The 24,200-nt window shown below is 65.5% G+C and carries 21 protein-coding genes; 3 read left to right on the top strand and 18 right to left on the bottom strand.

Going from position 1 to position 24,200, the window contains the following annotated elements:
• Positions 1–282 precede the first annotated feature (282 nt).
• Positions 283–771, bottom strand: a complete 489-nt coding sequence (locus AB6M95_RS10605; RefSeq protein ID WP_371386721.1) for a hypothetical protein — start codon at positions 769–771, stop codon at positions 283–285.
• 281 nt (positions 772–1,052) lie between these two features.
• On the opposite strand from AB6M95_RS10605, the gene AB6M95_RS10600 reads away from it, so the two are divergent.
• A complete protein-coding gene (locus tag AB6M95_RS10600) occupies positions 1,053–2,315 on the top strand; it encodes a cyclic di-GMP phosphodiesterase (protein WP_371386720.1) in 1,263 nt (420 codons plus the stop codon).
• On the opposite strand, the gene AB6M95_RS10595 is transcribed toward AB6M95_RS10600, so the two are convergent.
• The 17 genes from AB6M95_RS10595 to AB6M95_RS10515 form a co-directional block, all read right to left on the bottom strand.
• Positions 2,312–4,012, bottom strand: coding sequence for an ABC transporter permease (locus AB6M95_RS10595; protein ID WP_371386719.1), 1,701 nt, complete (start codon positions 4,010–4,012; stop codon positions 2,312–2,314). The genes AB6M95_RS10600 and AB6M95_RS10595 overlap by 4 nt on opposite strands.
• A gap of 7 nt (positions 4,013–4,019) precedes the next feature.
• Positions 4,020–5,075 carry an ABC transporter ATP-binding protein gene (locus AB6M95_RS10590; protein ID WP_371386718.1) on the bottom strand — a complete coding sequence of 352 codons (1,056 nt, stop codon included), beginning with the start codon at positions 5,073–5,075 and terminating at the stop codon, positions 4,020–4,022.
• 7 nt (positions 5,076–5,082) lie between these two features.
• Entirely contained in the window at positions 5,083–6,111 is a 1,029-nt protein-coding gene (locus AB6M95_RS10585) for an extracellular solute-binding protein (RefSeq protein WP_371386717.1), read from the bottom strand.
• Between the two features lie 52 nt (positions 6,112–6,163).
• Positions 6,164–6,970, bottom strand: coding sequence for a protein phosphatase 2C domain-containing protein (locus AB6M95_RS10580; RefSeq protein ID WP_371386716.1), 807 nt, complete (start codon positions 6,968–6,970; stop codon positions 6,164–6,166).
• Positions 6,971–7,171: 201 nt separating this feature from the next.
• Entirely contained in the window at positions 7,172–8,410 is a 1,239-nt protein-coding gene (locus tag AB6M95_RS10575; protein ID WP_371386715.1) for a glycerophosphodiester phosphodiesterase family protein, read from the bottom strand.
• Between the two features lie 132 nt (positions 8,411–8,542).
• Positions 8,543–10,690: a hybrid sensor histidine kinase/response regulator gene (locus AB6M95_RS10570; protein ID WP_371386714.1), complete on the bottom strand. Its 2,148-nt coding sequence runs from the start codon at positions 10,688–10,690 to the stop codon at positions 8,543–8,545.
• A gap of 181 nt (positions 10,691–10,871) precedes the next feature.
• The gene (locus tag AB6M95_RS10565) at positions 10,872–12,236 is read right to left on the bottom strand and encodes an SPOR domain-containing protein (RefSeq protein ID WP_371386713.1); all 1,365 of its coding nucleotides are present in this window, start codon (positions 12,234–12,236) and stop codon (positions 10,872–10,874) included.
• Positions 12,237–12,258: 22 nt separating this feature from the next.
• Positions 12,259–13,215, bottom strand: a complete 957-nt coding sequence (locus AB6M95_RS10560) for a type II secretion system F family protein (protein ID WP_371386712.1) — start codon at positions 13,213–13,215, stop codon at positions 12,259–12,261.
• A 10-nt stretch (positions 13,216–13,225) separates the two neighbouring features.
• A complete protein-coding gene (locus tag AB6M95_RS10555; RefSeq protein WP_371386711.1) occupies positions 13,226–14,200 on the bottom strand; it encodes a type II secretion system F family protein in 975 nt (324 codons plus the stop codon).
• A gap of 3 nt (positions 14,201–14,203) precedes the next feature.
• Positions 14,204–15,628 (bottom strand): TadA family conjugal transfer-associated ATPase, encoded by a 1,425-nt coding sequence (locus AB6M95_RS10550; RefSeq protein WP_371386710.1) that lies wholly within the window; start codon positions 15,626–15,628, stop codon positions 14,204–14,206.
• A complete protein-coding gene (locus AB6M95_RS10545) occupies positions 15,625–16,818 on the bottom strand; it encodes a CpaE/TadZ family protein (RefSeq protein WP_371386709.1) in 1,194 nt (397 codons plus the stop codon). The genes AB6M95_RS10550 and AB6M95_RS10545 overlap by 4 nt, the downstream gene beginning before the upstream one ends.
• Before the next feature lie 175 nt (positions 16,819–16,993).
• The gene (locus AB6M95_RS10540; RefSeq protein ID WP_371386708.1) at positions 16,994–17,278 is read right to left on the bottom strand and encodes a hypothetical protein; all 285 of its coding nucleotides are present in this window, start codon (positions 17,276–17,278) and stop codon (positions 16,994–16,996) included.
• Positions 17,279–17,299: 21 nt separating this feature from the next.
• The gene (locus tag AB6M95_RS10535) at positions 17,300–18,730 is read right to left on the bottom strand and encodes a type II and III secretion system protein family protein (RefSeq protein ID WP_371386707.1); all 1,431 of its coding nucleotides are present in this window, start codon (positions 18,728–18,730) and stop codon (positions 17,300–17,302) included.
• An 11-nt stretch (positions 18,731–18,741) separates the two neighbouring features.
• Positions 18,742–19,554: a Flp pilus assembly protein CpaB gene (gene cpaB, locus AB6M95_RS10530; RefSeq protein WP_371386706.1), complete on the bottom strand. Its 813-nt coding sequence runs from the start codon at positions 19,552–19,554 to the stop codon at positions 18,742–18,744.
• Positions 19,555–19,566: 12 nt separating this feature from the next.
• Positions 19,567–20,115: an A24 family peptidase gene (locus AB6M95_RS10525; protein ID WP_371386705.1), complete on the bottom strand. Its 549-nt coding sequence runs from the start codon at positions 20,113–20,115 to the stop codon at positions 19,567–19,569.
• Between the two features lie 141 nt (positions 20,116–20,256).
• A complete protein-coding gene (locus AB6M95_RS10520; RefSeq protein ID WP_371386704.1) occupies positions 20,257–20,439 on the bottom strand; it encodes a Flp family type IVb pilin in 183 nt (60 codons plus the stop codon).
• 464 nt (positions 20,440–20,903) lie between these two features.
• On the bottom strand, positions 20,904–22,289 hold the full coding sequence (locus AB6M95_RS10515) for a sigma-54-dependent transcriptional regulator (protein ID WP_371386703.1): 1,386 nt from the start codon (positions 22,287–22,289) through the stop codon (positions 20,904–20,906).
• 263 nt (positions 22,290–22,552) lie between these two features.
• On the opposite strand from AB6M95_RS10515, the gene AB6M95_RS10510 reads away from it, so the two are divergent.
• Entirely contained in the window at positions 22,553–22,954 is a 402-nt protein-coding gene (locus AB6M95_RS10510; RefSeq protein WP_371386702.1) for a TadE family protein, read from the top strand.
• Positions 22,881–24,188 carry a pilus assembly protein TadG-related protein gene (locus tag AB6M95_RS10505; RefSeq protein ID WP_371386701.1) on the top strand — a complete coding sequence of 436 codons (1,308 nt, stop codon included), beginning with the start codon at positions 22,881–22,883 and terminating at the stop codon, positions 24,186–24,188. Before AB6M95_RS10510 ends, AB6M95_RS10505 begins: the two co-directional genes overlap by 74 nt.
• Positions 24,189–24,200: the final 12 nt, after the last annotated feature.

Raw genomic sequence — 24,200 nt, 5'->3', positions numbered from 1 at the left:
CCCGGACCCCCATCCCCCTTTCCTTCCTAAACTTCTTGGTGCCGCTTCGCGGAGGGAGATTGCGCCGAACGCTTTCTTTTTCTTGAAACTCCCGGCACGGCCCGTCGTGTACGCACGCCCTTGCCGAAGGCACACAAAAAGTTTGGGAGGGTCCAGGGAACCTTTTTCAAAAGGTTCCCTGGCGGGGTCGGGGGCAGCGCCCCGGCCGCCGGAGGCAACGCAAAAGGGGCCCGGACAATGTCCGGGCCCCTTTTGCGTGCATCGATACGATGCCGGAGGCGGCTAGATGTAGAGGGTCTTGAAGTTTTGTTTTACGTCGGGGAACCGTTTGAATTCCTTGTATTCGCTGGCGGCTTTGCCCATGTAGCCGACCAGTTGGGAAACCATCTTGTCGCGCGGGATCTTGCGGCTCCAGGACTTGACCACCAGGTCGCCGCTGGTCTGCAGTTCCACGGCGAAGACGAGGACCGTATTCGGGGTGATTTTGTCCACGTGACCCACGGTATCCACGATCAGGTTCACCTTGGAGAAGGAGTCGCGGTATTTGGCCACGGCCTGGTTGATGTCGTCGATCTCCTGGGCGGACAGGGCCAGCTGTTCGAGTGAGACCGAGCCCCGGACGGACACCAGGCCCGACAGTCCGCGCCCGGACGCCCCGGGCCGGAACAGGTCGGTCTGGAAATAGACCACCCCGGTCACGGCAACGAGGAAAAAGAATACGGCAAAAAACCCGACCGGAAAGCGTTTCCCGGAGCCTGCCTTTTGTGGCATAAAAACCGCCTTAAAGTCAATTTTTCCAACATGAAAGTATGTGGAAAACACAACCAGCAAATTGACGATTAAACCATTTCAATAATCTTGGCAATTCTTTTCAGGGCTTCATTTCGGCTCCGCAGGGCTCCATACGCGCGACCGGCGCTACTTTTCAACAACCCCGGCCTTGATCGCTACGAAATCTTTTTAATCAAGCGTTTTAATTGATTACTTCAATCCTTAACGGTTGTGGGATACAAGCCGTTGTTGTATGTTGCCTCATCATGACGGAGCAAAACATGCCCGAAATCCGCATCTCGGTGGACCAGCTCCGACCGGGCGTCTTCATCCGGCTGGAAAAAACCAGCTGGTTCGAGCACCCGTTTCTGTTCAGCAACTTCAAGGTCAAGGACGCGGACCAGATCTCCCTGATAAAGAGTCTGGGCATCACCCATGTCATTTGCATTCCAGAGAAATCGGACGTCCTGCCAGCCGCTCCGGCCAAGCCCGAGCAAGGGGTTCCCGTGGCCGAGAAGCCGGTCCCGCGCGAGGTCATCGACCGGCTGTGGGCGGTCAAGAAGGAGCGCACCCGGCGGCTGAAGCAGAAGAAGGAGCGCATCGCCCTGTGCGAGAAGCGCTTCAACACCTGCATCAAGACCTTCAACGATATCCTCAAGGGCGTGGTCGCGGGCCAGGCAGAGGCGGCCGTGGCGGCGGCGGATTTCGTGTCGCGCCTGACCGACTATTTTCTGGACGACCGCGAGTCCACCCTGCACTTGATGAACGTGGTGGACCGGAGCGAGTCGGCCTATTCCCACCCCATGAACGTGGCCGTGCTGTCCATGATCGTGGGCAAGGAGGCCCGGCTGAACGCGCGGGAGCTGCTCGTGCTCGGACTGGGCGCGCTGTTCCACGACATCGGCAAGGAGCGGCTGCCCAAGAAGCTGCTCAAGAAGCGGGGCGAGCTGACCCGGCCCGAGCAGGAGCTGCTGGAGCAGCACCCGGTGTACGGCGCGGCCATGCTGGCGGATATCGACGTGTTTCCGCGCGACGCGGCCAGGGTGGTGGCCCAGCACCACGAACGCATGGACGGATCGGGCTTCCCCAAAAAGCTCAAGGGCGACGGCATCAACCGCCTGGCCCGCATGGTGGCCATCGCCGACGCCTACGACAACCACTGCAACCGGCCCGACCCCATGGAGTCCCTGACCCCGTACCTGGCCCTGTCGTTCATGTTCGGCCAGCAGAAGCATCTCTTCGACGTGGAGCTGCTCGCCCTGTTCATCCGCTGCCTGGGCGTGTACCCGCCGGGCACCGTGGTGGAGCTGTCCAACGGCGAGGTGGGCATGGTCATGGCCGTGAATCCCAAGAATCAGCTCAACCCGAGCGTCATGCTCTACGATCCGGATGTGCCCAAGCGGGAAGCGCTCATCGTGGACCTGGCCGACGAGCCGGACCTGCGTGTGGAAAAATCCATCCGTCTGGCCCAGCTCACCCCGGAAATGCTCGAATATCTCTCCCCCCGCACTCGCATCACCTACTACGTGGAACCCGGCTCCTAGCCCTCCCGCCACCGGACGAAGGCGTCCCGCCGCACCAGGCCGATGACCACGCTCAGCGCCCCGGTCAGGACCAGCAGCAGCGTGCCGTAGGCCATGGACAGCCCTATCTCGTATTCAAAGATCGCGTTGACCATGGCGATGGACATGGGCTTGTTCGAGGCCGTGTAGAGGAAGGCGGACACGGTGTACTCCCCCACGCTGTTGACGAAGACCAGCAGGAACCCGGCCAGCAGGCCGGGCGAGAGCATGGGCAGGGCCACGCCCCGGAGGGTCTGAAACCGGCTCGCCCCGAGGCTGGACGAGGCCTCGAACAGGGTCGAGCTCAGGTTCTGGAAGGAGACGTGGACGATCTTGACCACGATGGGCAGGGACTTGATGAAGTAGCCCAGCGGCAGGAGGAAGTACGAGCCGAGCAGGATGGCGTTGAAGGCGAAGACGTTGGGCGTGCTGTTGGCGTTGATCAGGTTCACGGCGATGGCGCTGGCGGGCATGGCCCAGGGCAGGATGACCAGGAACTCGATGAGCCAGCGCAACTTCATGCGGGTCTTCTCGATGATGAACGACGCGGGCACGGCCACCACCAGGCAGCCCAGGGCGGCCAGCAGGGACATGTTCACGCTGTTCAGGAACGGCCGGAACTTCCGGGCCCGGGTGAAGACCGCCTCGAAGTTGTCCAGGAAGAAGTGTTGGGGGTAGATGCTGACCATCCAGGAGGCCGAGTCCACGAAGGAGAGCAGGACGATGGCCGCGAACGGGAGAACGACCATGAGCACCAGGAACCAGGCCGCGCCCAGCATGGCGTACCGGGCCAGGGGATTGCGCACGGGCACCGGGTGCATGGGCGTCCCCTTGACCTGGGCCGCGAACAGCCTGCCCCGCTCGTAGCACCGCAGCAGGGCGAAGAAGATCAGCGAGATGGCGGTCAGCACGACCACCTGCACGGCGGCCACGCCCATGTAGTTGTTGGCCTTGGCCAGGAGTATCTGGGTGGTCAGGACCTTGTACGGCCCGCCGATGATGCTCGGCGCGGTGAACGAGCCGATGCCGGTCATGAAGGTCACGGCCGCCGAGGTGATCAGGGCCGGGGTCAGAAACGGCAGGATGACCGAGGTGAAGACCTGGAGTCGGGACGCGCCCAGGCTGCGCGCGCTCTCCACCACCGAGCCGTCGATGTGCCGGATGGCCAGGGAGACCGCGATGTAGAAATAGACGTACTGGGTGTAGGTGTGCACGAACAGGATGCCCGGCAGCCCGGCGAAGTCCCACGGCGCGGCCTCCAGGCCCAGCCACGTCTCCACGGTCTTGGTCACCAGCCCGCTCTCGCCGTAGAGCTGGACGAAGGCGAAGACGATGATGATCCCAGGCATCATCACCGGCAGGAGCAGGATCTTGTCCACCACCCCGCGAAACGGGAACTCGAAATAGTGCACGAAGAAGGCCAGCGCCGTGCCGGTCACCCCGCAGGCCAGCACGGTCAACAGCCCGAGGACCACGGAGTTCCACAGCACGGACAGGCCCGTGGCGGAGGAAAAGAAGGCCAGGTAACGCGACAGATTCAACGTCCCGCCCGCGCCCTCGCCCGGGGCCAGGCTGACCAGCAGCGTGGACAGGGCCGGGTGCAGGATGAAGCCCGTCAGGAACCAGGCCAGGGCCGCCGTGAGCAGCCAGAGGGGAAGGCGCCGCCTGTCCACGCGCATGGCCGCCCTACTCCTCCAGGACCATGGCCGCCCGCGCCGCAAAGGACACGCGCACCGCGTCGCCCGGACGCGGCGCGAAGCCGTCGGCCACGGTGTTCAGAGCGGCGGCGCGCAGCACCGTTTCGCCCACCCGGACCTGGTAGTCGATCCACACCCCGTTGAGCTGCGCGTCCGCAACATACCCCTCGAACACGTTGTCGTCGCCGGGGGACGCGGGGGCGTCGGGCGGCGACAGGCGCACGTCCTGGGGCCGTATGGCCACGTACCGGCCCGGCCCGGAGGTCTCGGCGCGGATGGCCTGCCCGCCGGGGGCCACAGCCAGGCCGTCGCGCCAGGCCGCCTCGATGAGGTTGGTGTCGCCCACGAACCCGGCCACGAACCCGTTGCGCGGACGGCCGTAGATCTCGGCCGGGGTGCCGGTCTGGACCACCCGGCCATTGTCGAACACGGCGATGCGGTCGGACAGGGTCAGGGCCTCGTTCTGGTCGTGGGTCACGAAGATGGTGGTGATGCCCAGCTCGCGCTGGAGGTTCCGCAGTTCCTCGCGGGTGTGGTCGCGCAGCCGGGCGTCCAGGTTGGACAGCGGCTCGTCGAGCAGGAGCACGCGCGGCTCCACGGCCAGGGAGCGGGCCAGGGCCACGCGCTGCTGCTCGCCCCCGGACAGCTCGTCGATGCGCCGGTCCTCGAACCCGGACAGGCCGACCATGTCCAGATAGCGGCCCACGGTGGCGCGTATCTCCGCCCTGGTCCGGCGGCGCACGCGCAGGCCGTACTCCACGTTGCGGGCCACGGTCAGGTACGGGAACAGGGCGTAGTTCTGGAAGACCATGCCCACCTCCCGCTTTTCGGGCGGCAGGCCGGTGATGTCCCGGCCGCCGAGCAGGATGACGCCCGACTGCGGGGTCAGGAACCCCGCAATCAGGCGCAGAATGGTCGTCTTGCCGCAGCCGGACGGCCCCAGGAAGGTGAACAGCTCGCCACGGGCCACGGTGAGGTCCACATCGGCGCAGGCCGTGGTCGCGCCGAAGGTCCTGGTCACCCCCCGGAGGACGACTTCGTCCATGGCGGGGCTACTTCTTGTCCTTGGCCGAGTCCTTGACCTCGGCGTCCCACTTCTGCATCCAGGCCGACTGGCGGGAGGCCAGCTCGCCCCAGTTCACGTCCATGGCCTTGAACTTGACCTTGCCCATCCACGCCGGGGCGTCGGCCAGGGCGTCGGGCAGGGTCGGCATGCGGTTGAACTTCCGGGCCAGCATGGCCTGGACCCCGGCGCTGCCCGCGAACTCCACGAAGGCCTTGGCCGCCTCGGGATGCCTGGCGTGCCGGATCACGGCGATACCGTCGGTGATGACCGGGGAGCCGCTCTCGGCGTCGATGAACTGGAGCGGCATCTTGTTCTTGGTCATGTTGTCGATGATGTCGTTGAGCACCGAGAAGCTGATGGCGGCCTCCTTGCGGCCGATGGCCTGGAACAGGAGGGAGCCGCTGCCGTAGTAGCGCTTGGTGTTGGCGTCCACGGCCTTGAGGAAGGCCCAGCCCTTGTCGAGCTCGCCCTTCTTCTCATACTGCTGCAACAGGGCGGAATAGGTGGCCCGGGCGGACGAGGACAGGGCGTTGCGGAAGACCAGCAGGTCCTTGTACCTGGGGTCGGCCAGGTCCTTCCAGTCCTTGGGGGCCTCGGCGGCGGTGAGCATCTCGGTGTTGTAGAACAGCAGCACCGGGGTCTGGATGGTCCCGATCCAGTAGCCGTCCTTGTCCTTGAACAGGGGGTTGACCTTGGCGGCCCAGGTGGGCGTGAAGGGCTCGAACAGGTCTTCGGCCTGCAGCTCCTGGTAGACCGAGGACGGGCCGCCGTACATGACGTCGGACTGGGGGTTGGCCTTTTCGGCGCGGACCCGGTCGGCCAGCTCGCCTTTGAGGTTCAGGAACTCCACGGCCACGCCGGTCTTGGCCTCGAAGGCGTCGGCCACCGCTTCGAGCAGGGACTCGCCGTGGGTCGAGTAAACGACCACCTTGTCCTCGAGCTTCCCGGCCAGCGCGGCCGAGGCGCACAGGGCCACGAGCGCCAGACTCGACAGCAGACAGAAAATCCGTTTCATCGCATTCCTCCAAATCGGTTGCAGTATGGTTCCGCCGCGGGCTCCGCCGGGCCTACAGCGCTATGGAAATGGCCGCCACGTCGTCGTGGACCTTGAACCGGGGATAGCGGGTGCATGCCGCGTCGCCCGCCTCCGTGCTCCGGATGTGGTCCCGGACCCCCTTGAGCCCGCCCGCGCGGAACAGTTCGGCGAACAGGTCGAAGTTCTCCCGCTCGCCGGGGTCGCGCTTGGGGATGAACAGGCCGTCGGTGAAGAGCAGGATGTCCGTGACCCCGTCAAGCGGCAGGGACCCGGCGTTCAGGAAATCCATGGCTGCGGGCTCGCCGTTGAACACGCCGTAGGTCACGTTCATGCCCCGGCGGACCTTGACGATCTGCTCGTGCATGACGTCGAGGACCGCGCCCTCGCTCTCGCAGGACGCCTCCCGCCACATGGTCAGGGTCTCGAGGTCGTGGTTGAATTCGGCGCAGTGCACCCGGTGGGAGCCGTCTTCGAGCAGGGTCATGACCAGGCAGTCGCCGATCTGGACCCACTCGAAGCGGTCCTCCGCGACCCGGACCACGGCCGCGCTGGTGGACCACAGGTTCGCCCGGTCGTCCAGGTCCACGCCGTGCTTGAGCATGGCGTCCATGATCGCCCGGTTGGCCCTGTCCGCCAGCTCCTCGAGGGGCCGGTCGCTCCCGCGAAAGGCGCTCCCCGCAATGGTCGAGGCCAGGCACCCCCCGGTCAGGCCGTGGCCGAAGCGGGCCGGGGACAGACTGGTGGCCCCGTCGAACACGCCGAACAGGTTCTTGTCCACCACCAGGAAGTCCTCGTTCAGCAGGCCGGTTCCCTGCTCAAAAACGGTATCGATTCTCATGGGTTGTCCTTTTCCGGTCCCTGTCACACTGGTACCGGCGTCACCATTCTGTCAAATTGATACCGTCTATTGAGTATGAGCCCATATCGATGGACTCGATAGCACCGTGTAATCCCCCGGTTTCACGCAGGCTTTCACGGCCCCAAAAGACGAACGGGGCCGGAGTCCGCTCCGGCCCCGGAAGGTAGACGGGGTGCGAGGCTAAAGCCCCTTGCAGTTGGCGTAGTAGGTCACGGTACCGGGCCAGTCGCTGAAGATGCCGATGACGCCCACCTGCTGCGCCAGGACATCCACCAGGGTGAACATGTCGCCCGGCTTGCGGACCACGTCCTTGACGGACTGGTAGTACCAGCCGCCGCCGTCGGCCAGGAGCCCGGAGCGCTCCAGGGACCAGGTGATGATCTTCAGCCCGGCGGCCTTGGCGGCCTTGGCGTAGGCCGAGGGCACGATCCTGCCGTCCTCCACCGTGACCAGGACCCACAGGGGCGGGGCCACGATCTTCACGCCGTCGGCCGCCAGCTCGGCCGGGGTCGGGGCCCAGGTCTCGGGCTTGTCCTGGTTGAAGCCCTTGAGCCCGTCCTCGTCCAGGAACACGGCCTGCGCGCCGAAGTCCGGGTCGTTCTTCAGCCAGTACAGGATGTCGGCCAGGCGGAAGGACTGGGCAAAGACCATGGACGGGTCCACGCCCGCCTGCCGGTACTCGTCGAGCATCTGCCGGGCGTACTTCTCCTGGGTGTAGTCGCCGTCGAACGGCATGGCCACACTCGGGGTCTTGAGCTCCGGGGTCATCTTCACGCCGAGCTTCTTGAACAGGGCGATGGACTCCTTGTGGGTCATGACCGTGCCCGTGGCCGTGTACAGCTCCGTACGCCAGGCCGGGGTGCCCCCCATAAACTCCTCGGGGGTGGCCGCCGCCGGGTTGAAGGCGTCCATCTTGCCCTTGAGACGCTTGAACTCGTCCACGGTCAGGTCGCTGGTGCAGCACATGGCCGTGGCCGGTTCCAGGACCTCGCCCGTGGCCGGGTCGACCTTGGCGGGCGTGAACGGCTTGGAGCACTTGGCGGCCAGCTCGGGGATGGCCAGGATGTTGGTGGTCGTGGCCAGGTCGCACTGGGAGTGGCGGCAGACCAGTTGGCGGTCTTTGGTGAAGGCCACGTCGCACTCGAGCACGCCCGCGCCCATGCGCGCGGCGGCCTCGTAGCTCTCCTTGGTGTGCTCCGGGAACTGCATGGGCGCGCCCCGGTGGCCGATGGAGAAGGCGGTCCGCCGAAGCGGCCTCTCCTCGCACATCCTGAGCGACTCCTTGAGCGGGCCGTCGTCCATGTTTTCGATCAGGTAGTAGGGCCGGGGGCCGACCTGGATGTTCTCCCCGGCCACGGCCCCGGCCACGGACGCCAGCAGACAGGCCGCGGCCGCGACGATCAGTGTTTTAAAGCGCATCGTATCCTCCGAAAAGCGGTAAGAGGTTCGGACGGTGTGCAGGACATCCGCCGGAACATAGCACGCGGCGGGAATCGCGCGCATTGCGGGAGCGCGGCGGGCGGGAGGAATTTCGGTGACGGAGGGGGGCCGCTACTTGCCGGACAGCAGGCGGCCGATGGAGGCCATCAGGTCGTGCTTGAGGATCGGCTTCATGATGAAGTCGCCGATGCCGATGTCGCGCAGCCGCTCGTAGGACACGGCGTCCGAGAAGCCGGTGCACAGGATGATCGGGATGTCGGGCCGGATCTTGAGGACTTCGCGGGCGAACTCCATGCCGGTCATGTTCGGCATGGACTGGTCGGTGATGATCAGGTCGAAGTCGCCCGACTTGAACTTGAAGGCCTCCAGGGCCTCGATGGACGAGGTCCGGGTGACCACCTCGAAGCCGATGGATTCGAGCATCTCGCGGCCGATGTCCGTGAGCGGCTTCTCGTCGTCCACGAACAGGATGCGCCCCTCGCGGAAGACCAGGTCGGCCGGGATGTCCGCCTCGGGCCGGGCCAGCTCGGAACTGCGCGGCAGGAAGACGTGAAAGGCCGCGCCCCGGCCCGGGCTGTTCTCCAGCTCCAGGTAGCCGTCGTGGCGCTTGACGATGCCGTGGACCATGGCCAGCCCCATGCCCGTGCCCTCGCCCTGCTTCTTGGTGGTGAAAAAGGGGTCGAAGACCCGCTCGGCCACGTCCGGGTCGATGCCCGGCCCGTTGTCGGCCACGGTCAGGCGCACGAACCGCTCGGCCTTGCCCAGGTCTTCGGGCGGGACCACGGGGTCGTCCGGGGACACGTCGGCCAGGGTGATGGTCATGGTCCCGCCCGTATCCTGCATGGCCTGGGAGGCGTTGCCGCAGAGGTTGAGCAGGATCTGGTGCATCTGGGTCGGGTCGGCCATGACCTGGTCGCGGCCGGTCTGGAGCCGGGTGTAGATGGCCACGTTGCTCGGCACCGAGGAGCGCAGCAGCTTCAGCGCCTCCTTGACCAGCGGGGTCAGGGTCATGGCGTGCCGCTCCTGGGGGCCCTGGCGGGAAAAATTCAGGATCTGGGTGACCAGGTCGCGCGCCCGCCTGCCCGCCCGGGAAACCTCACCGATGCGCCGCGCCAGGCCGGAATCCGGCTCGGCCCCGGACTCGATGATCTCGGCGTAGCCCAGGATGACGCCGAGGATGTTGTTGAAGTCGTGGGCGATGCCCCCGGCCAGGGTGCCGAGCGCCTCCATCTTCTGGGACTGGCGCAGCTGGTCCTCCAGCCGCTTGGGTTCGGAGATGTCGAACAGGTAGCCGCGCAGCTCCGCCTGGCCGCCCTCGCCCTCGGCCACCGTGTCGCAGCTGACCAGCAGGTGCCGCTTGAGCACCCCGCGCGTGAAGGTCACCTCCTGGTTGGACACCCGCCCGTTGGCGGCCAGCAGGGTGCGCAGGGACTCCCCGCCCCCGGCCCTGTCCCAGAGGTCGAGGATGTTCGCGCCCAGCGCGTCGTCGGGCAGGCGGAAGTCGAACATCTCGGCGAAGGCCGTGTTGCAGTCCAGGATGCGGCCCTCGGGGTCCGCCGCGAAATTGCCGGTGATGTTCTGCTCGAAGAGCAGCCGGTAGCGCTGCTCCGAGGCCTGGAGCTCGCGCAGGACCGCCGCGCGCTTGGCGATGTCCAGCCGCAGCCGCCGGTTGGCCGCGTTGAGCTCGCTGGTCCGGGCCTCGATCTTGGAGGCCAGGGTCTCGTTCAGGTCGCGCAGCCGGTTCTCCGCGTCCCACTTGGAGCCCAGGGACAGGGCGATCTGCTTGAGTTCGGGGGAGCGGAACGGTTTCTGGATGTAGAGCAGCTTCTCGGGCGGCTGGACCCGCTTGTTGAATTCCTTGAGGGGGACCTTGTGGCGGGCCGACAGGAGCACGATCTCCACGTGCGGGTCGCGGGACCGCAGGGCCTCGGCCAGGTCGATGCCCCGGAGCTCCTCGCCCAGGTCGGACAGGTGGATGTCCACCAGCGCGATGGCGAACGGCTCGCCCGCCTCGATCGCCCGGTCCATGGCCTTGAGGCCGCCCCTGGCCCCCGGGGCCTGGACCACCTCGAAGACCGGCCGGGCCGCGTCCTCGTCGATCTCCTCGCGGGACGGCAGCCGGGCGTCGTCGCCAAACAGCGCCTCCAGGGCGGACGGCTCCTCGCTCTCGAAGCAGAGGATGTCGCGGTAGAGCGTGAGCATGGACTCGTCATGGTCCACGGCGAGGACGCGAAAGCGTTGGGTGCGGTCGGCTGCCAAGTTGATTCTCCCCGGTCTGTTCGGGCGCTGATCGGGCTCCATGCCCTAGAGGGAACCATACGGAAATCCACCGAAAAAGGGAAGGTTCCCCCCTCCACGCGGACACCCCGGACCGGCAGCGACGCGCTGGCGATCCGGGGTGACGGGCGGGCCGGTGCCATTCAAGACATTCGTGCCGTTGTTAGAGCTGTGCCGAGATCACGGGCCCGGGGGCCGCGCGCTCGAAGACCGGGGCGCTGTCCAGGTTCAGGATGGCCAGGACGTCCGGCCGTTCGGCCTGGGCCTCCTTGACCGAGCCGAACTTGCCCACCAGGACGCGATACCAGACGCCCTTGTCGCCGAGGTCCACTTGGTTGATCCAGGTCTCGAACCCCTGCTTCCGGAGCTTCTCGCAGTGGTCGGCGGCGCTGTCCCGGTCGCGCCAGGAGCTGACGTGCAGCCCGTAGGTCCTGTCATGGGGAATTATGGTCTGATCCCCGGAACCCCTCGCCGGCTCCGCCAAGGCCGCCTTGACGGCCTTGGTGGAGGGGGGAGGCGAGCCTGCGGACGCGGGAGATGCCGCAGGCTCGCCGGGGTTCTGCTTCGAGTCGGGGAAGGACTGACGAAGCAGAGGGTTCGGGGTGGAACCGCTGAGTTGGGTGGCGGCGACGTCCTGGAAGCGGGCCGCCAGGCGGGCGCGCTTCAGGTTGTCGGCGGCCTTCACGTAGTAGTTGGGGGAGAGCTCGATGGCCTTCTCGAAATACGGGACCGCCTGGGCGGGATGGTTCTCCGTCAGGAGGACGTATCCGAGGTTGTTGTTGGCCTTGGCTTCGCCGCCGGCGTACTTGAAGGATTCGAGGGCCTCGTCCAGGCGGCCCATGCGGGCCAGGGCCAGGCCCAGGTTGTTGTAGGTGCGCGCGGACACGCCGCCCGCCTGAAGCGCCCGGCGGAAGGTCTCCACCGCCTCGGCGTACTGCTTGCGGGCGATGTGGACCACGCCCAGGTTGTTGTAGATCTCGTCCACGCCGTTGCCCTGGTGCAGTTCCAGGGCGGCCGCGAATTCCTTGGCGGCCATGTCGTAGTCCCGGTCGCGGTCATGGATGATGCCCAGGAAATTGTGGGCCTTCCAGAGCATGGGGTTAAGGGCCACGGCGCGGTTCAGGTGCGTCTTGGCCTCGTCGTACAGACCGGCCCGGAAGTACACGCAGCCCGCGGCCTCGTTGGCGATGGCGTGGTCGGGGTCCTTTTCCAGGACCTGGGTGAATTCGGCCAGGGCCTGCTCGTCCAGCCCCTGGGCGACCAGCAGGTTGCCGCGCTTGACCCGGACGTCGAGATTGTTCTGGTCCAGCTCGATGGCCTTGTTGAAGTGGACCAGGGCCATTTCGGGCTTGCTGCGGCGGACGTAGCCGTCGCCGACCTGCTCGTGCTGCTCGCTGGTCAGGTTGACCGAGGACTGCTCCCCGTAGGCCAGCTGGTCGAAGGTCTTGTCGTCGTGGGACTTGCCCACGCAGCCGGACAGGGCGACCCCGGCGAACAGGGTGACGGCGATGATAAAAAGCTTTCTCATGATGGTCTCCTTGGCTTTCGCCCTAGTGGCTGTTCATCTGAAGGAACATGTCCATGCTCATGATCACCGCCGGTCCGAGGATGGCCACGAACAGGGACGGGAGGATGAACGCCACGAGTGGAAGAAGCAGCAGCACCGGCATCTTGGCGGCCTTTTCCTCGGCGCGCTGGGAGCGCTTGACGCGCATGGCGTCCGAGTACACGCGCAGGGTCCGGCCGACGCTGATGCCGAAGGCGTCGGCCTGGATGAGCAGGGAGGTCAGGCTGTTCAGGTCGTCCAGCCCCACCCTCTCGGCCAGGGACCGGAGGGCCTCGATGCGGGACTTGCCCGCGCGCAGCTCCAGAGTGAGCAGCTTGAATTCGGAGCTGATGACCGGGCCGGAGTTGCGCAGCTCATGGCAGACGCGGTCCACGGCCTGGTCCAGCCCCATGCCGGATTCCACGCAGACCACCAGGAGATCGAGGGCGTCGGGCAGCTCGTCGCTCACGGCCATCTTGCGCTTCTTGATCTTGCGGGTCAGCCAGTACTCGGGCCCGTACACGCCCAGCACGGCGGGCAGGACCGTGCCGAAGCTGGTCATGGCCAGGGACATGTCGTCCAGGAACAGGAAGCGGACGAGCAGGAAGCCGCCGGCCAGGCCCACGGCCATGAACCCCTTGAGGCCCTGGAAAATCTTGTACGAATCGGGCTTGCGCATGCCCGCCTGGATGAGGCGCAGGCGGCCCTTGTCGATCTCCTCGGTCTCGGTGGGGCCGATCTTGGTGCCCAGCCGCCCGAAGAAGTCCACGGCTCCCTTGACCGCATTGCCCAGGGGCGCGGTCAGGGCGTCCGAGCGCTTGACCGCCGTGCCCGAGACCCGCTCCTTGAGCCGGGCCGATTCGCTGGCGCCGCCCAGGTAGCCGATTAGGCCGTAACCCGCCAGAAGCACGGAGACGAAGCCGACGCCCGCCGCGAACAGGGGAATGATCTGGATGTCCATGGCCGCCTCCCTACACCTTGATCTGGATGATCTTGCGGATGATGACCCAGCCGAAGACCATGGAGATGGCCGCGCCCCAGACCATGTTCTGGCCCAGCTCGCGGGTCCACAGCAGGCTGACGTAGTCGGGGTTGATCACGTACAGGATGCCGGTCAGCAGAAACGGCAGGGCGATGAGGATGTAGGCGGACACCCTGCCCTCGGCGGACAGGACCCGGATCTTGCCGAACAGGGCGAACCGTTCGCGCACCAGGGCGGCGATCTTGGCGATGATCTCGGCCAGGTTGCCGCCGGTCTCGCGCTGGATGTTCACCGAGACGACGAAGAACTTCAGGTCCGGGCAGTCCACGCGGTCCTGGAGGTTGCTCAGAGCGCGGTCCACGTCCATGCCGTAGTTCATCTCGTCCAGGGTCTTGCCGAACTCGGGGCCGATGGGGCTGTCGAACTCGTCGGCCACCATGCGCATGCCGCCGCCGAAGGTGTGCCCGGCCTTGAGCGCGCGGGCCATGAGGTCCAGCGCCTCGGGCAGCTGCTTCTGGAACCGGTTCATGCGCTTGCGCTTCTTGCCCTGCAGGGTCCAGACGGGGATGTAGCCGAGCATGATCGCCCCGGCCGCCGAGACCCACAGCCGCCCCGAGAAGGACCCGGCGTAGAAGCCGACCACGGCCAGGAGCATGCAGACGAGCAGGTACACGCCCGCCGAACCCTTGGCGTCGGCCTGGTACAGCAACCGGCTGAGATTGGTGGACCAGCGCATGCTCTCGAGCAGGCGGTTGAACAGCGGCACCTCGCTCATGGCGGCCTCGCGCAGGACCAGGTCCACGGAGGCGGCGTCGATGTCGGCGGTCAGGGCCATGGCCCGGAGGCGGTCCTTGACGCGCCGCTCGGCCTTGTCCGAACCGGACTGCATCAGCGAGCCGATACCCATGACCAGCAGGAAGACGATGAGCACGGCCACGGCCGCGATGATCAGTGTCATGGACATGGCCTACTCCTTGGTCTTCACGGGTCTGGGGGTGACGTTGAACGTTTCCATGGGGAACGGGAAGCCCATGCGCTCCAGCTTGGCCGCGAACTTGGGCCGGATGCCCCGGGCGGTGAAGTAGCCGTCCACCTTGCCGTCGGCGGTCATCCCGGTCTGTTCGAAGGCGAAGATCTCCTGCATGGTGATCATCTCCCCTTCCATGCCGGTCACTTCCTGGATGGAGATGACCTTTCTGGTGCCGTCCACCATGCGGGTGGCCTGAATGATGACGTCGATGGCCGAGGAGATGTAGCGCTTCATGGACAGGGGGTTCAGGTTCAGCCCGGCCATGGAGATCATGGTCTCCAGACGCATGAGGGCGTCGCGGGGAGTGTTGGCGTGGATGGTGGTCAGGGAGCCGTCGTGACCGGTGTTCATGGCCTGGAGCATGTCCAGGGCCTCGGACGAACGGACCTCGCCGACGATGATGCGGTCCGGGCGCATGCGCAGGCAGTTCTTGACCAGGTCGCGCATGGTGATCTCGCCGCGCCCCTCGATGTTGGCCGGGCGGGTCTCCAGCCGGACCACGTGCTCCTGCTTGAGCTGCAGCTCGGCCGCGTCCTCGATGGTCACGATGCGCTCGTCCTCAGGGACGTTGCGCGACAGGCAGTTCAGCAGCGTGGTCTTGCCCGAGCCGGTACCGCCGGATATGAGCACGTTGAGCTGGGTCTGGACGATGCCCTTCATCAGCAGGGCCATCTCCGGGGTCAGGGAATTGAAACCGATCAGGTCGGCCACTTCCAGCGGGTCCTTGGAAAACTTGCGGATGGACAGCGAGGGCCCGTCGATGGCCAGGGGCGGAATGACCGCGTTGACGCGCGAGCCGTCGAGCAGGCGCGCGTCGCACAGGGGCTGGGACTCGTCGATGCGCCGTCCCACCTTGGAGACGATGCGGTCGATGATCTTGCGCAGGTGGCCGTCGTCCTTGAACCGCGCCTGGGTCAGTTCCAGCTTGCCCGAGCGCTCCACGTAGACCTGCCTGTAGCCGTTGACCAGGATATCGTTGACCGTGGGGTCCTGGACGTAGGGTTCCAGCGGCCCGAGGCCGATGACCTCGTCCTGGATTTCGGCCAGCATGCGCTTGCGCTCGGCCAGATTGAGCGGCGCGTTGCGGAACTCGCCCCAGAGCAGCCCCTCGGTGACCTTGGCGATCTCGCTGCGCATCTCGGGCTCGCTCAGGGAGTCCAGGAGGGAGAGGTCGATCATGTCGATGAGCCGGTCGTGGATGCGGGTCTTGAGGTCGAAATAGTGCTCCGCCGCCTCGACCTTGGGGGCCTGGGGCTGGGGCTTGGCCTTGGGCTTGGGGCCGGCCTTGGCGGTGGTGACGGGCGCGGCCGCCGGGGCGGTGCGCTTGGCCGCGTTTCGGTTCAGTCTTTCCGCGAGGTTCATAAGGTCGCTCCTGCCAGATTTTCATTGGCGTCCGCGCTCTTGCCCTTCTTGCGGAAGAGCGAGGAAAACGGCAGGGAGAGCCCCTTGCGGGCCTTGCCTGCCCTGGGGGCCAGGTCCTTGACCAGGGCTTGCACGGCCTTGGCCGACACGGACTTGGGGTAGGCCTGGACCAGGGGCGTGCCCTGGTTGATGGCGGAGAGCACGGTCTCGCCGTCCTCGGGGATGGACCAGGCGATCTCGCGGCCCAGGACCTCGGCGGCCTCGGACACGCCGATGGAGCTGTTGCGGGCCACGCGGGTGGCCACCAGGCGCATGCGCCGGTCCGCGTCCGGATCCTGGCCGCCGATGGAATCGGTCAGCCGGGAGACGCGGGCCAGGCACGGCAGGGAAAGCTGCATGGACATCAATATGGAATCGGCCAGCTCCACTTCCTTGGGCAGCTCGTCCTCGCCCGGGGTGGCCGCGTCCACGACCACGAAGTCGTAGCTGTGGCGGAGCTGCTCCAGGATGAGGAACAGGGTGTGCTCGTCGGGCCGCTCGCCCGAGGCCGGGCCGGGCAGGACGTGCAGGCCGGACTCGTGCTCGGCCATGACGCTGCGCAGGTAGGTGGCGTCCAGCCGGGAGATGTCGGCCACCAGGTCGCCCCAGGTGTAGTCGTACTTGAGGTCCAGGAAATAGGGGATCTCGCCCATGGGCGGACGGAGGTCCAAGAGCACGGTGCGGCCGGGGGCGCGCTCGTTCAGGGCGCAGGCCATGTTCACGGCCAGGGTGGTGGTCCCCACGCCGGGCTTGCAGCCCATGACCGTGAAGATGCGGCCCTTGTCGCCGTCGTCCACGCCCAGGCTCAGGCGCATGGCCGTGCGCACGACCGCGGCGCGCAGGTCGTTCTCGTCCACCGGGAACTTCAGATATTCGCGGATGCCGCTGCGCATGGCCCGGATGAGGATCTCGGGGTCTGCCACGTTGCCGGCCAGGTAGACGTCCTCGGCCTGCCCCGATTCCAGGGCGTGGATGATGTGCGGCATGTCCTCTTCGACGGAGTCGCCGGGCTCGTAGATGAGCACGCCCATCTCCTCGGCGTCCTCGCCCACCAGCCGGACCATGGGATTGGCGGCGATCATCTTTTCCAGGCGATCGCGCTGCTCCTTGTCGATGACGGCCAGCGATATGTGTATCACTCTGTTGTTCATGGTTCCCCCTTTCCCCCTATCCTTTCCTAATCGGTCACGACTACGGCGGTCGGCTGACCCCCGCTTTCCCCGTCGGACCGAAAATTCTCAAACATTGTCACGTCGATGACGAGCACGGACGGCATCAGGAGCGCCGGCGCCAGCTCACGCCGGTATCCGCAGCGCTCCCGGCCGCTCATAACTTGGTGTCCACGACGCCGAACATGGAGGGCCGGTTCCGCTCGGTCTTGTCCCTGGGGCCCTTGTTGTAGTTTTCGGCCACCTTGGCGGCGTACCGCCCGTCCAGTCCCACCACGGGAGCGTCGGACTGGCCCGCACTCGGATCGGCGGTCTGGTTGGCCACGATGCCGTAGACGGAACTCCCGAAGGCGGGCGCGGAGGGCTCGGGCTCGTACATCGTCCCGCAACCGGCCTGCAACATAATCCCGATCATACCGAGATAAATGAGGATATTACGCATACCATCTCCCATCCCTAGTGTTTAGCGCGGCCAGGAATGGCCGAACTGTCCGTCGAATCCGTTTTCGGGGCGGACCACTGCGCTGCTGCTCTCCGCAACCCTGCCCGCCTTGTCCCCGGAGTCCTTCCCGGCCTTGTCGGTGTGCCCTTCGAGAAGGCCCATGAGGTAGAATTCCTTGTCGTCGGGCACCTGGAAGTTGTCGGTGGGCAACGTCATGGCGTTTCTGTCCAACGGCTTGGCCAGGTGGGCGGTGACCAGGACCACCAGTTCGGTCTTCTTCGAGGTAAAGTCCTTGGAGCTGAACAGGCTGCCGAGCACCGGGACTTCACCCAGTCCGGGGAACTTGCTGCTGTTCTCCTTGAGGGAGTCGCTGATCAGCCCGGCGATGGCGAAGGACTGCCCGTCGCCGAGCTCGATCACGGTATTGGCCCGCCGGGTGGTCAGGCTGGGAATCTCGTAGCCGTCCACGCTCAGGACCTTGGAATAATCCAGTTCGGACACCTCGGGGTTGACCTGAAGGTTGATGCGCCCGGACGACAGGACCGTGGCCGTGAACTTGAGCCCGATGCCGAAGGGCTTGAACACGATGCCCACGGTGCCGAGGGCGCCGGGCATGGGCAGGGGGATTTCGCCGCCCACCAGGAACTCGGCGGACTCGCCGGATACGCAGGTCAGGTTCGGCTCGGCCAGGACGCGGATCAGGCCGTTGGCCTTCAATGCGTCGATCATGCCGAAGAGGCTCGTGTTGCCGGTCCGGTAGCTGCCGGTGAAGTTGACGTTGTCGGTCCGTTCGAAATAGCCCTTGTCCGCGTTGTAGCTCGTCAGGTTGTTGATGATCGAATAGATGGAGAAATTGGAGCCGATGGCCGCGAAGTTGATGCCCAGCCGCTTGGTCACGGAGCGGGACATCTCGGCCACGCGCACCTCGAGCATGACCTGCTGGATGCCGTCCACGGTCAGGAGGTTGACCACCTTGCCCGGCGACGCGGCCTCGGCCATGGCCAGGACGGAAGAGAGGCTCTCGGTGCTGGATACGTAGCCGGACAGGGTGATGACCCCGCCGTTGGTCAACACGCGGATGTTGTTCTCATTCGGCAGCAGGTCGTAGATCATCCGCTTCAGCCGGGTGGTGTCCGGGTCCACGGAGATGTCGTAGATTTCGGAGACCTGGTCCCCGGCCCACAGGGTCAGGGTGGTGGCGCCGATCTCGTTGGCGGTCAGGTAGATCTGCTTCGGGGAGATGACCACGATGGAGCAGACGGTGTCCGAGCCGAGCGAGATGCGGCTGACGGCCTTGTCCGTGGTGATCACGGTGGACTCGCCGACGATCATGGAGATCATGTCGGGCTTGTCGGACCGGACCACGCGGGCCCAGGCCACGGAGGCGGTCAGGACGACCAGGCAAGCGAGCAGGACGACCAGGGTATACTGTATGGTTCGCGTATTCTTCATGGCGCCCGCCCCTAGAACTTGACCGACGAGCGGTTCGTGCCGGTGATGACTTCGATGTCCACTCTGCGCCGTGTCTGGCGGACCTGCTGCCGGGGCCGCAGGGCGGCCAGGGTGCCGGGCACCGTGGTGCCGTTGGTGCGCACCTCGTCCATGTCCTGTTCGTTGCGCAGGGCGAAATTCAGGGTCCCCTGGGTGGAGGCCAGGGCGAGCCGCTCGGACTCGGCCGGGGTCAGCTCCAGGGTGTACACGCCGACCGAGGCGGTCTTGCCTTCCTCGTTGGGCGGGGTCAGTTGGGTTCCGGTGGCGATGATCTTGACCCGCTCCAGGACCAGCTTGGTCACCGGCTTCTCGTCGCGGCCCACGGTCAGGGAGACGATGACGTCCACCCGGTCGCCGGGACGGACGAAACCGGACAGGCCCATGACCTCGTTGCCCTTGACGGCCATGGCCCGCTTGCCCGGGGTGATCAGCGCGGACACGCCGCCGCCCATGATGGACTTGTCGGCCAGCTTGATGGGCGTCAGGGCGTCGCCCTGGCCCATGGCCTGGTTGAGCACCCGGCCCTCGACCTGCCCGGTCTCGGCAAAAGCGCCGGAGGGGCGGGACGCCTTGGTGAACTGGCGCACCTCGAGCATGTCCCCGGTCAGCTTGACGCCGCGTTCCAGATCGGCCTTGGCCACGACCACGGGCACGGTCTCCTCGACGGCGGCCACGGGGGCGGCGCGCTTCACGCCGCTGGTCCACTTGAAGATGATCACGCCCGCGATGATCGCGAGAATCAGGGACAAGGTGATCTGTATGAGGGCTCTCTTTGACTTGCTCATGGGACCCTCCTTTTAATAACCCACGAAGATGGAACCGGACTCCCAGGCGTAGATGCCCATGGCGCCGATGGTTCCAACGGTGATGGCCACGCCGTAGCACAGCCGGGGCAGGACCTGCTGCTCGTCGGCAGAGGCAAAATTGAACTGGCGGGTGCCGATGAAGACCAGGAAGGTGTAGGCGATGTTGCGGAGGACCGTCTTGCACATGCTCGGATTGAAGGCCAGCACCAACAGGGCGTAGACTCCACCGGCGATGCAGGTGAAGAGGAAGGCGACCAGGGTCGCTTCCACGCCGAGCCAGGCGCCGATGCCGGCCATGAGCTTGACGTCGCCCGCGCCCATGACGCCCAGGAAATACGGAACGGCCATGGCCACGAACCCCAGTGCGAAGCCGCCCGCGGCGAACTTCAGCCCGGCGAAGCCACCGAACACGGTGTGCGTGGCGAATCCCGCGATGATGAGCGGGAAGGTCAGCCAATTGTAGATGCGTTGGTTGCGGATGTCGGTGACGGCGGCCGTCAGCAATGCGATCGCGAGTGCGATGACGATGAGAATATCCATGGTTCCCCCGAGGTGCCGAGTCGGCCGCTTGTTGTCTCCGCTTTCCCCCGGAGACAAAACCGGGGCTTGCGGGACCATCCCGAAAGCCCCGGTTCGGCTGCTCTGGCTGCTTCCGTTAAACGGTTAGCATTAATTTCGATCCTAGCTACCGGTGGTGGTGGCCTCGGACATCTTGGTGGTGATGTAGCTAAAGGTGCTCACAACCTGGTCGCCCAGGGCCTTGGTGGCGGCCACGATACCGGCGGCGATCAGAGCGGCGATCAGGCCGTACTCAATGGCGGTAGCGCCTTCTTCGTCACGGATGAGGTTCATCAGCTTGGTCATGTCGTTCTCCTTGGTTTAAATTCGGGTCTAAATTTTTTGTTGTGCCTTTCAGCACCAGCCACGCCCACCATAAAGCAACCCGTGTGCCACCGCCGAAAAGCATTTGAAAAATTTATTCACAACCCGCCGTCATCGTTTGAAATAAAAATTGCAAACCAGCGAATGGGCCGTGCCGGACGCGACCCGTCGCCCTTTCTCGAAGCGTAAAATACACTAATTATGGAGCAGTCCCAACGCCGCCGGGATCGCCATAATTCAATTTTCCCCGTAAATTAAATGTATTACAGCAGTCTATTTTTTGTAGATCGACTTGTGCAACCGAGGCTGGACCCGGTCCTTCCGGGCGAAAAGACAGGAAAATCCCCTTGCACAGGGGATTTTCCGGATGTGGCGAGACCACAAAATATGGATGCCCTCCCCTCGGCGGAGACCGCAAGGGGGGTGGGCGAAGGCAGGGTTTCAGGCTATTTCTTGAACAATACCGGATCGATGCCGTGTTTGCGGAGCTTGTTCCAGAGGTTCTTGGCCGACACCCCCAGGGCGGTCGCGGCCTCGGTCTGGACCCCGCCGCAGGCTCTCAGCGCGTTTTGGATCAGGGTCTTCTCGTACTCCATGAGGGCCTGTTTCAGGGGCAGCCCCTCACCGGTGGGCATGTACACCCCGCTGTCCGCGGCGGGCCGGGTGTTGGAAAAGGCCTGGTCCACCTCGGCCGGGGTGATCCGGGTGGAGGTGCAGAAGATGGCCGCGCGCTCCACGGCGTTGGCGAACTGGCGCACGTTGCCCGGCCAGTCGTAGTTGAAGAAGATCTCCATGGCCTCGGAGGAGACCCCGGTGATGTCCGTGCCGAGCCGGCGGTTGGCCCGGTCCAGGAAGAACTCGGCCAACTGCGGCAGGTCGGACTTGCGCTCGCGCAGGGGGGGCAGGATCAGGGTGGCCACGTTCAGTCTATAGTATAGATCGCTGCGGAACCCGCCGTCCCGGACCCGCTGCTCCAGCTCCTGGTTAGTGGCCGCGATGATGCGCACGTCGTACTGGATGGGCTTGGCCCCGCCCACGCGCTCGGCCTGCTTCTGCTCCACGGCGCGCAGCAGCTTGGGCTGCAGGTGCAGGGGCATGTCGCCGATCTCGTCGAGCATGAGCGAGCCGCCCTTGGCCAGCTCGAACTTGCCCTGCTTCATGGAGGTGGCCCCGGTGAAGGCCCCCTTCTCGTGGCCGAACAGTTCGGATTCGATGAGGTTCTCGGGGATGGCCGCGCAGTTGATCTTGACGAACGGGGCCTTGGCCCGCGTGGACAGAGCGTGAATGGTGTCGGCCACCAGCTCCTTGCCGGTGCCGGTCTCGCCCATGATGAGCACGTCGGCGTTGAGCTCGGCCACCCGGCTGATGCGCTCCTTGACCGCCATCATGGGCGCGCTGTGCCCGATGATGTTGTGCAGCGGGCTGGACCCGCCGTGCCGCTTGAGCTCGGCCAGCTCCACCTGGAGGCGGCGCTTCTCCAGGGCGCGCCGGACCACCACCTCCATCTCGCGCAGGGAGAACGGCTTCTCGAAATAGTCGTAGGCCCCCTGCTGCATGGCCGTGACCCCGGACTCCTTGGAGCCGTAGCCGGTCATGACGATGACGTCCACGCCGGGGGCCACCTCGGCCAGGTGCTTCAGCGCCTCGAGCCCGGACATGCCGGGCAGCTGGATGTCGTGCAGGATGAGATCGAAAGCGGAGGCCCCGGCCTTCTTGATGCCCTCCTCGGCGCTCGCCGCGGTCTCCACCACATAGCCCTTGTCGGCCAGCGCTTCGACCAGCATGCCCTGGAAGGCGCGGTCATCGTCGACCACAAGTATTTTCTCGGCCACAGGTCTGCTCCCTGATGGTGTTGTTCCCGCGTGAGGGCACCCTACATGAATCGGGGACGCTTATCCACAAAAAATAGATAAAGCCGTTCGGCCGGACCTATTACGCACGTTTCGTACAATAGGTCACAAAAAAAATTTATCCCGGCCGGACAAGCTGTTGCATACGCTTTTCCACCCCCCTCATTCGGCCTTGGCACGCACAATGCTTCAATGGGATATCCGGCCTTCCGCCGGGCCATTTTTGGACTGCAAGGAGAACGGGAATGAGAGAGAGAGACGAAAGACGCCGGGGGATGGCCGCAGTGGAGTTCGCTCTGCTGCTCCCTGTCATGGCGCTTCTGATCCTGCTGATGGTGGAGGGCGGCAACGCCATGCACACCTACTCCTCCCTGGTGGAAGCCAGCCGCGAGGGAGCCCGCCGCGTGCTCATGGAAGGCGAGACCGCCGACGTGGAGGCCCTGGTGGCCGCCGTGGTCGCCGATCTCGATCCCGGCAAACTGTCCACCAACGTGACCACCGACCCCGACGCCAAAACCGTCACAGTAGAGGTTTCCTATGTTTACGAACTTTTCGGATCGAAGAGCGCGCAGGATGGCCGCGAAGGCCTGTTCGGCAACGGCAACGCCCTCACGTTCGTCGCGCAGACAACCATGCCGCTTCCCTAGGGAACGCCGCCGGGGCTCGACCAGCGCCTTCATGGCCCTGCTGCTCCCCATCCTGCTCGGGGTGGCGGGCATCGCCGTGGACATGGGCAACATGTACATGACCCACACCAAGTTGCAGGCCGCCGTGGACGCGGGCGCACTGGCCGGAAGCCTGGAGCTGCCCTTCGACCCGGACCTGTCCAAGGGCGTGGTCCGCAAGGCCGTCACGGACATGGTCGCGGCCAACATGGATTCGGCCGAGGTCACGAACATCTCGGCGGGCACCGAAATCCGCAGCGTCAAGGTTACGGCCCGGGCCGAGGTCAAGATGCTCCTCATGGAGGTCCTCGGCATGACCGACAAGTATGTGGAGGCCAACGCCATGGCGGGCTTCAACAAGCTTGAGGTGGTCTTCGTCATCGACAACTCCGGCTCCATGAAAGGTACGCCCATCGACATGGTCAAGCAGGCGTCCAGGGAACTGACCGACCTGCTCATCCCGGACGGGGCCGCCCCGGACACCAAGGTCGGCCTGGTGCCCTTCCGGGGCAAGATCCGCCTGGGCGAGGCCGTGGACAGCTACCCCAAGGGCTGCCTCAACGCGGACGGCTCGCTGAACACCGGCATCAACGAAGAGTTCATGGACGAGTATTACGCCCTGCCCTATTACTACCGGAACTACATCTCCCTGGACACCTGTTCCGAGATCCCGCCGGTCCTGGCCCTGAGCAAGGACAAGCAGAGGATCATCAGCGCCATCGATTCCCAGACCGCCACGGGCGCGGCCTCGGGCACGGTCATCTCCGAGGGCCTCAAGTGGGGGCGCAACATCCTCACCCCGGAAGCGCCCTTCACCCAGGCCGGGGACAAGAAGGACTTCCGCAAAATCATGATCGTGCTGACCGACGGCGACACCGAGGACGGCGAGTGCGGCGGTCCCTACCGCGCCAGCTACCGGCCCAACAACTACTGGACCAACGCATACTACGGCATGGGCGTGGACACCGCCCACTGCAACGACGGCGGCGTGCTCAACACGGACATGCTCGCCGAGGCCCAGGCGGCCAAGAACGCGGGCATCGAGATCTTCGCCATCCGCTTCGGCTCTTCCGACAACACCGACATCAACCTGATGAAGGCGATCGCCTCGAGCAAGGCCGGGACCGACGACCACTACTTCGACGCCCCGTCCGTGTACGACATTCCCGACATCTTCAAGCAGATCGGCAAGCAGCTCGGCTGGCGCCTGCTCTAAGGGAGGTTTGAG

This window comes from Pseudodesulfovibrio karagichevae (assembly GCF_041414475.1).
Taxonomy (GTDB): domain Bacteria; phylum Desulfobacterota; class Desulfovibrionia; order Desulfovibrionales; family Desulfovibrionaceae; genus Pseudodesulfovibrio; species Pseudodesulfovibrio karagichevae.
This window is presented reverse-complemented; position numbering and strand designations above follow the sequence as displayed.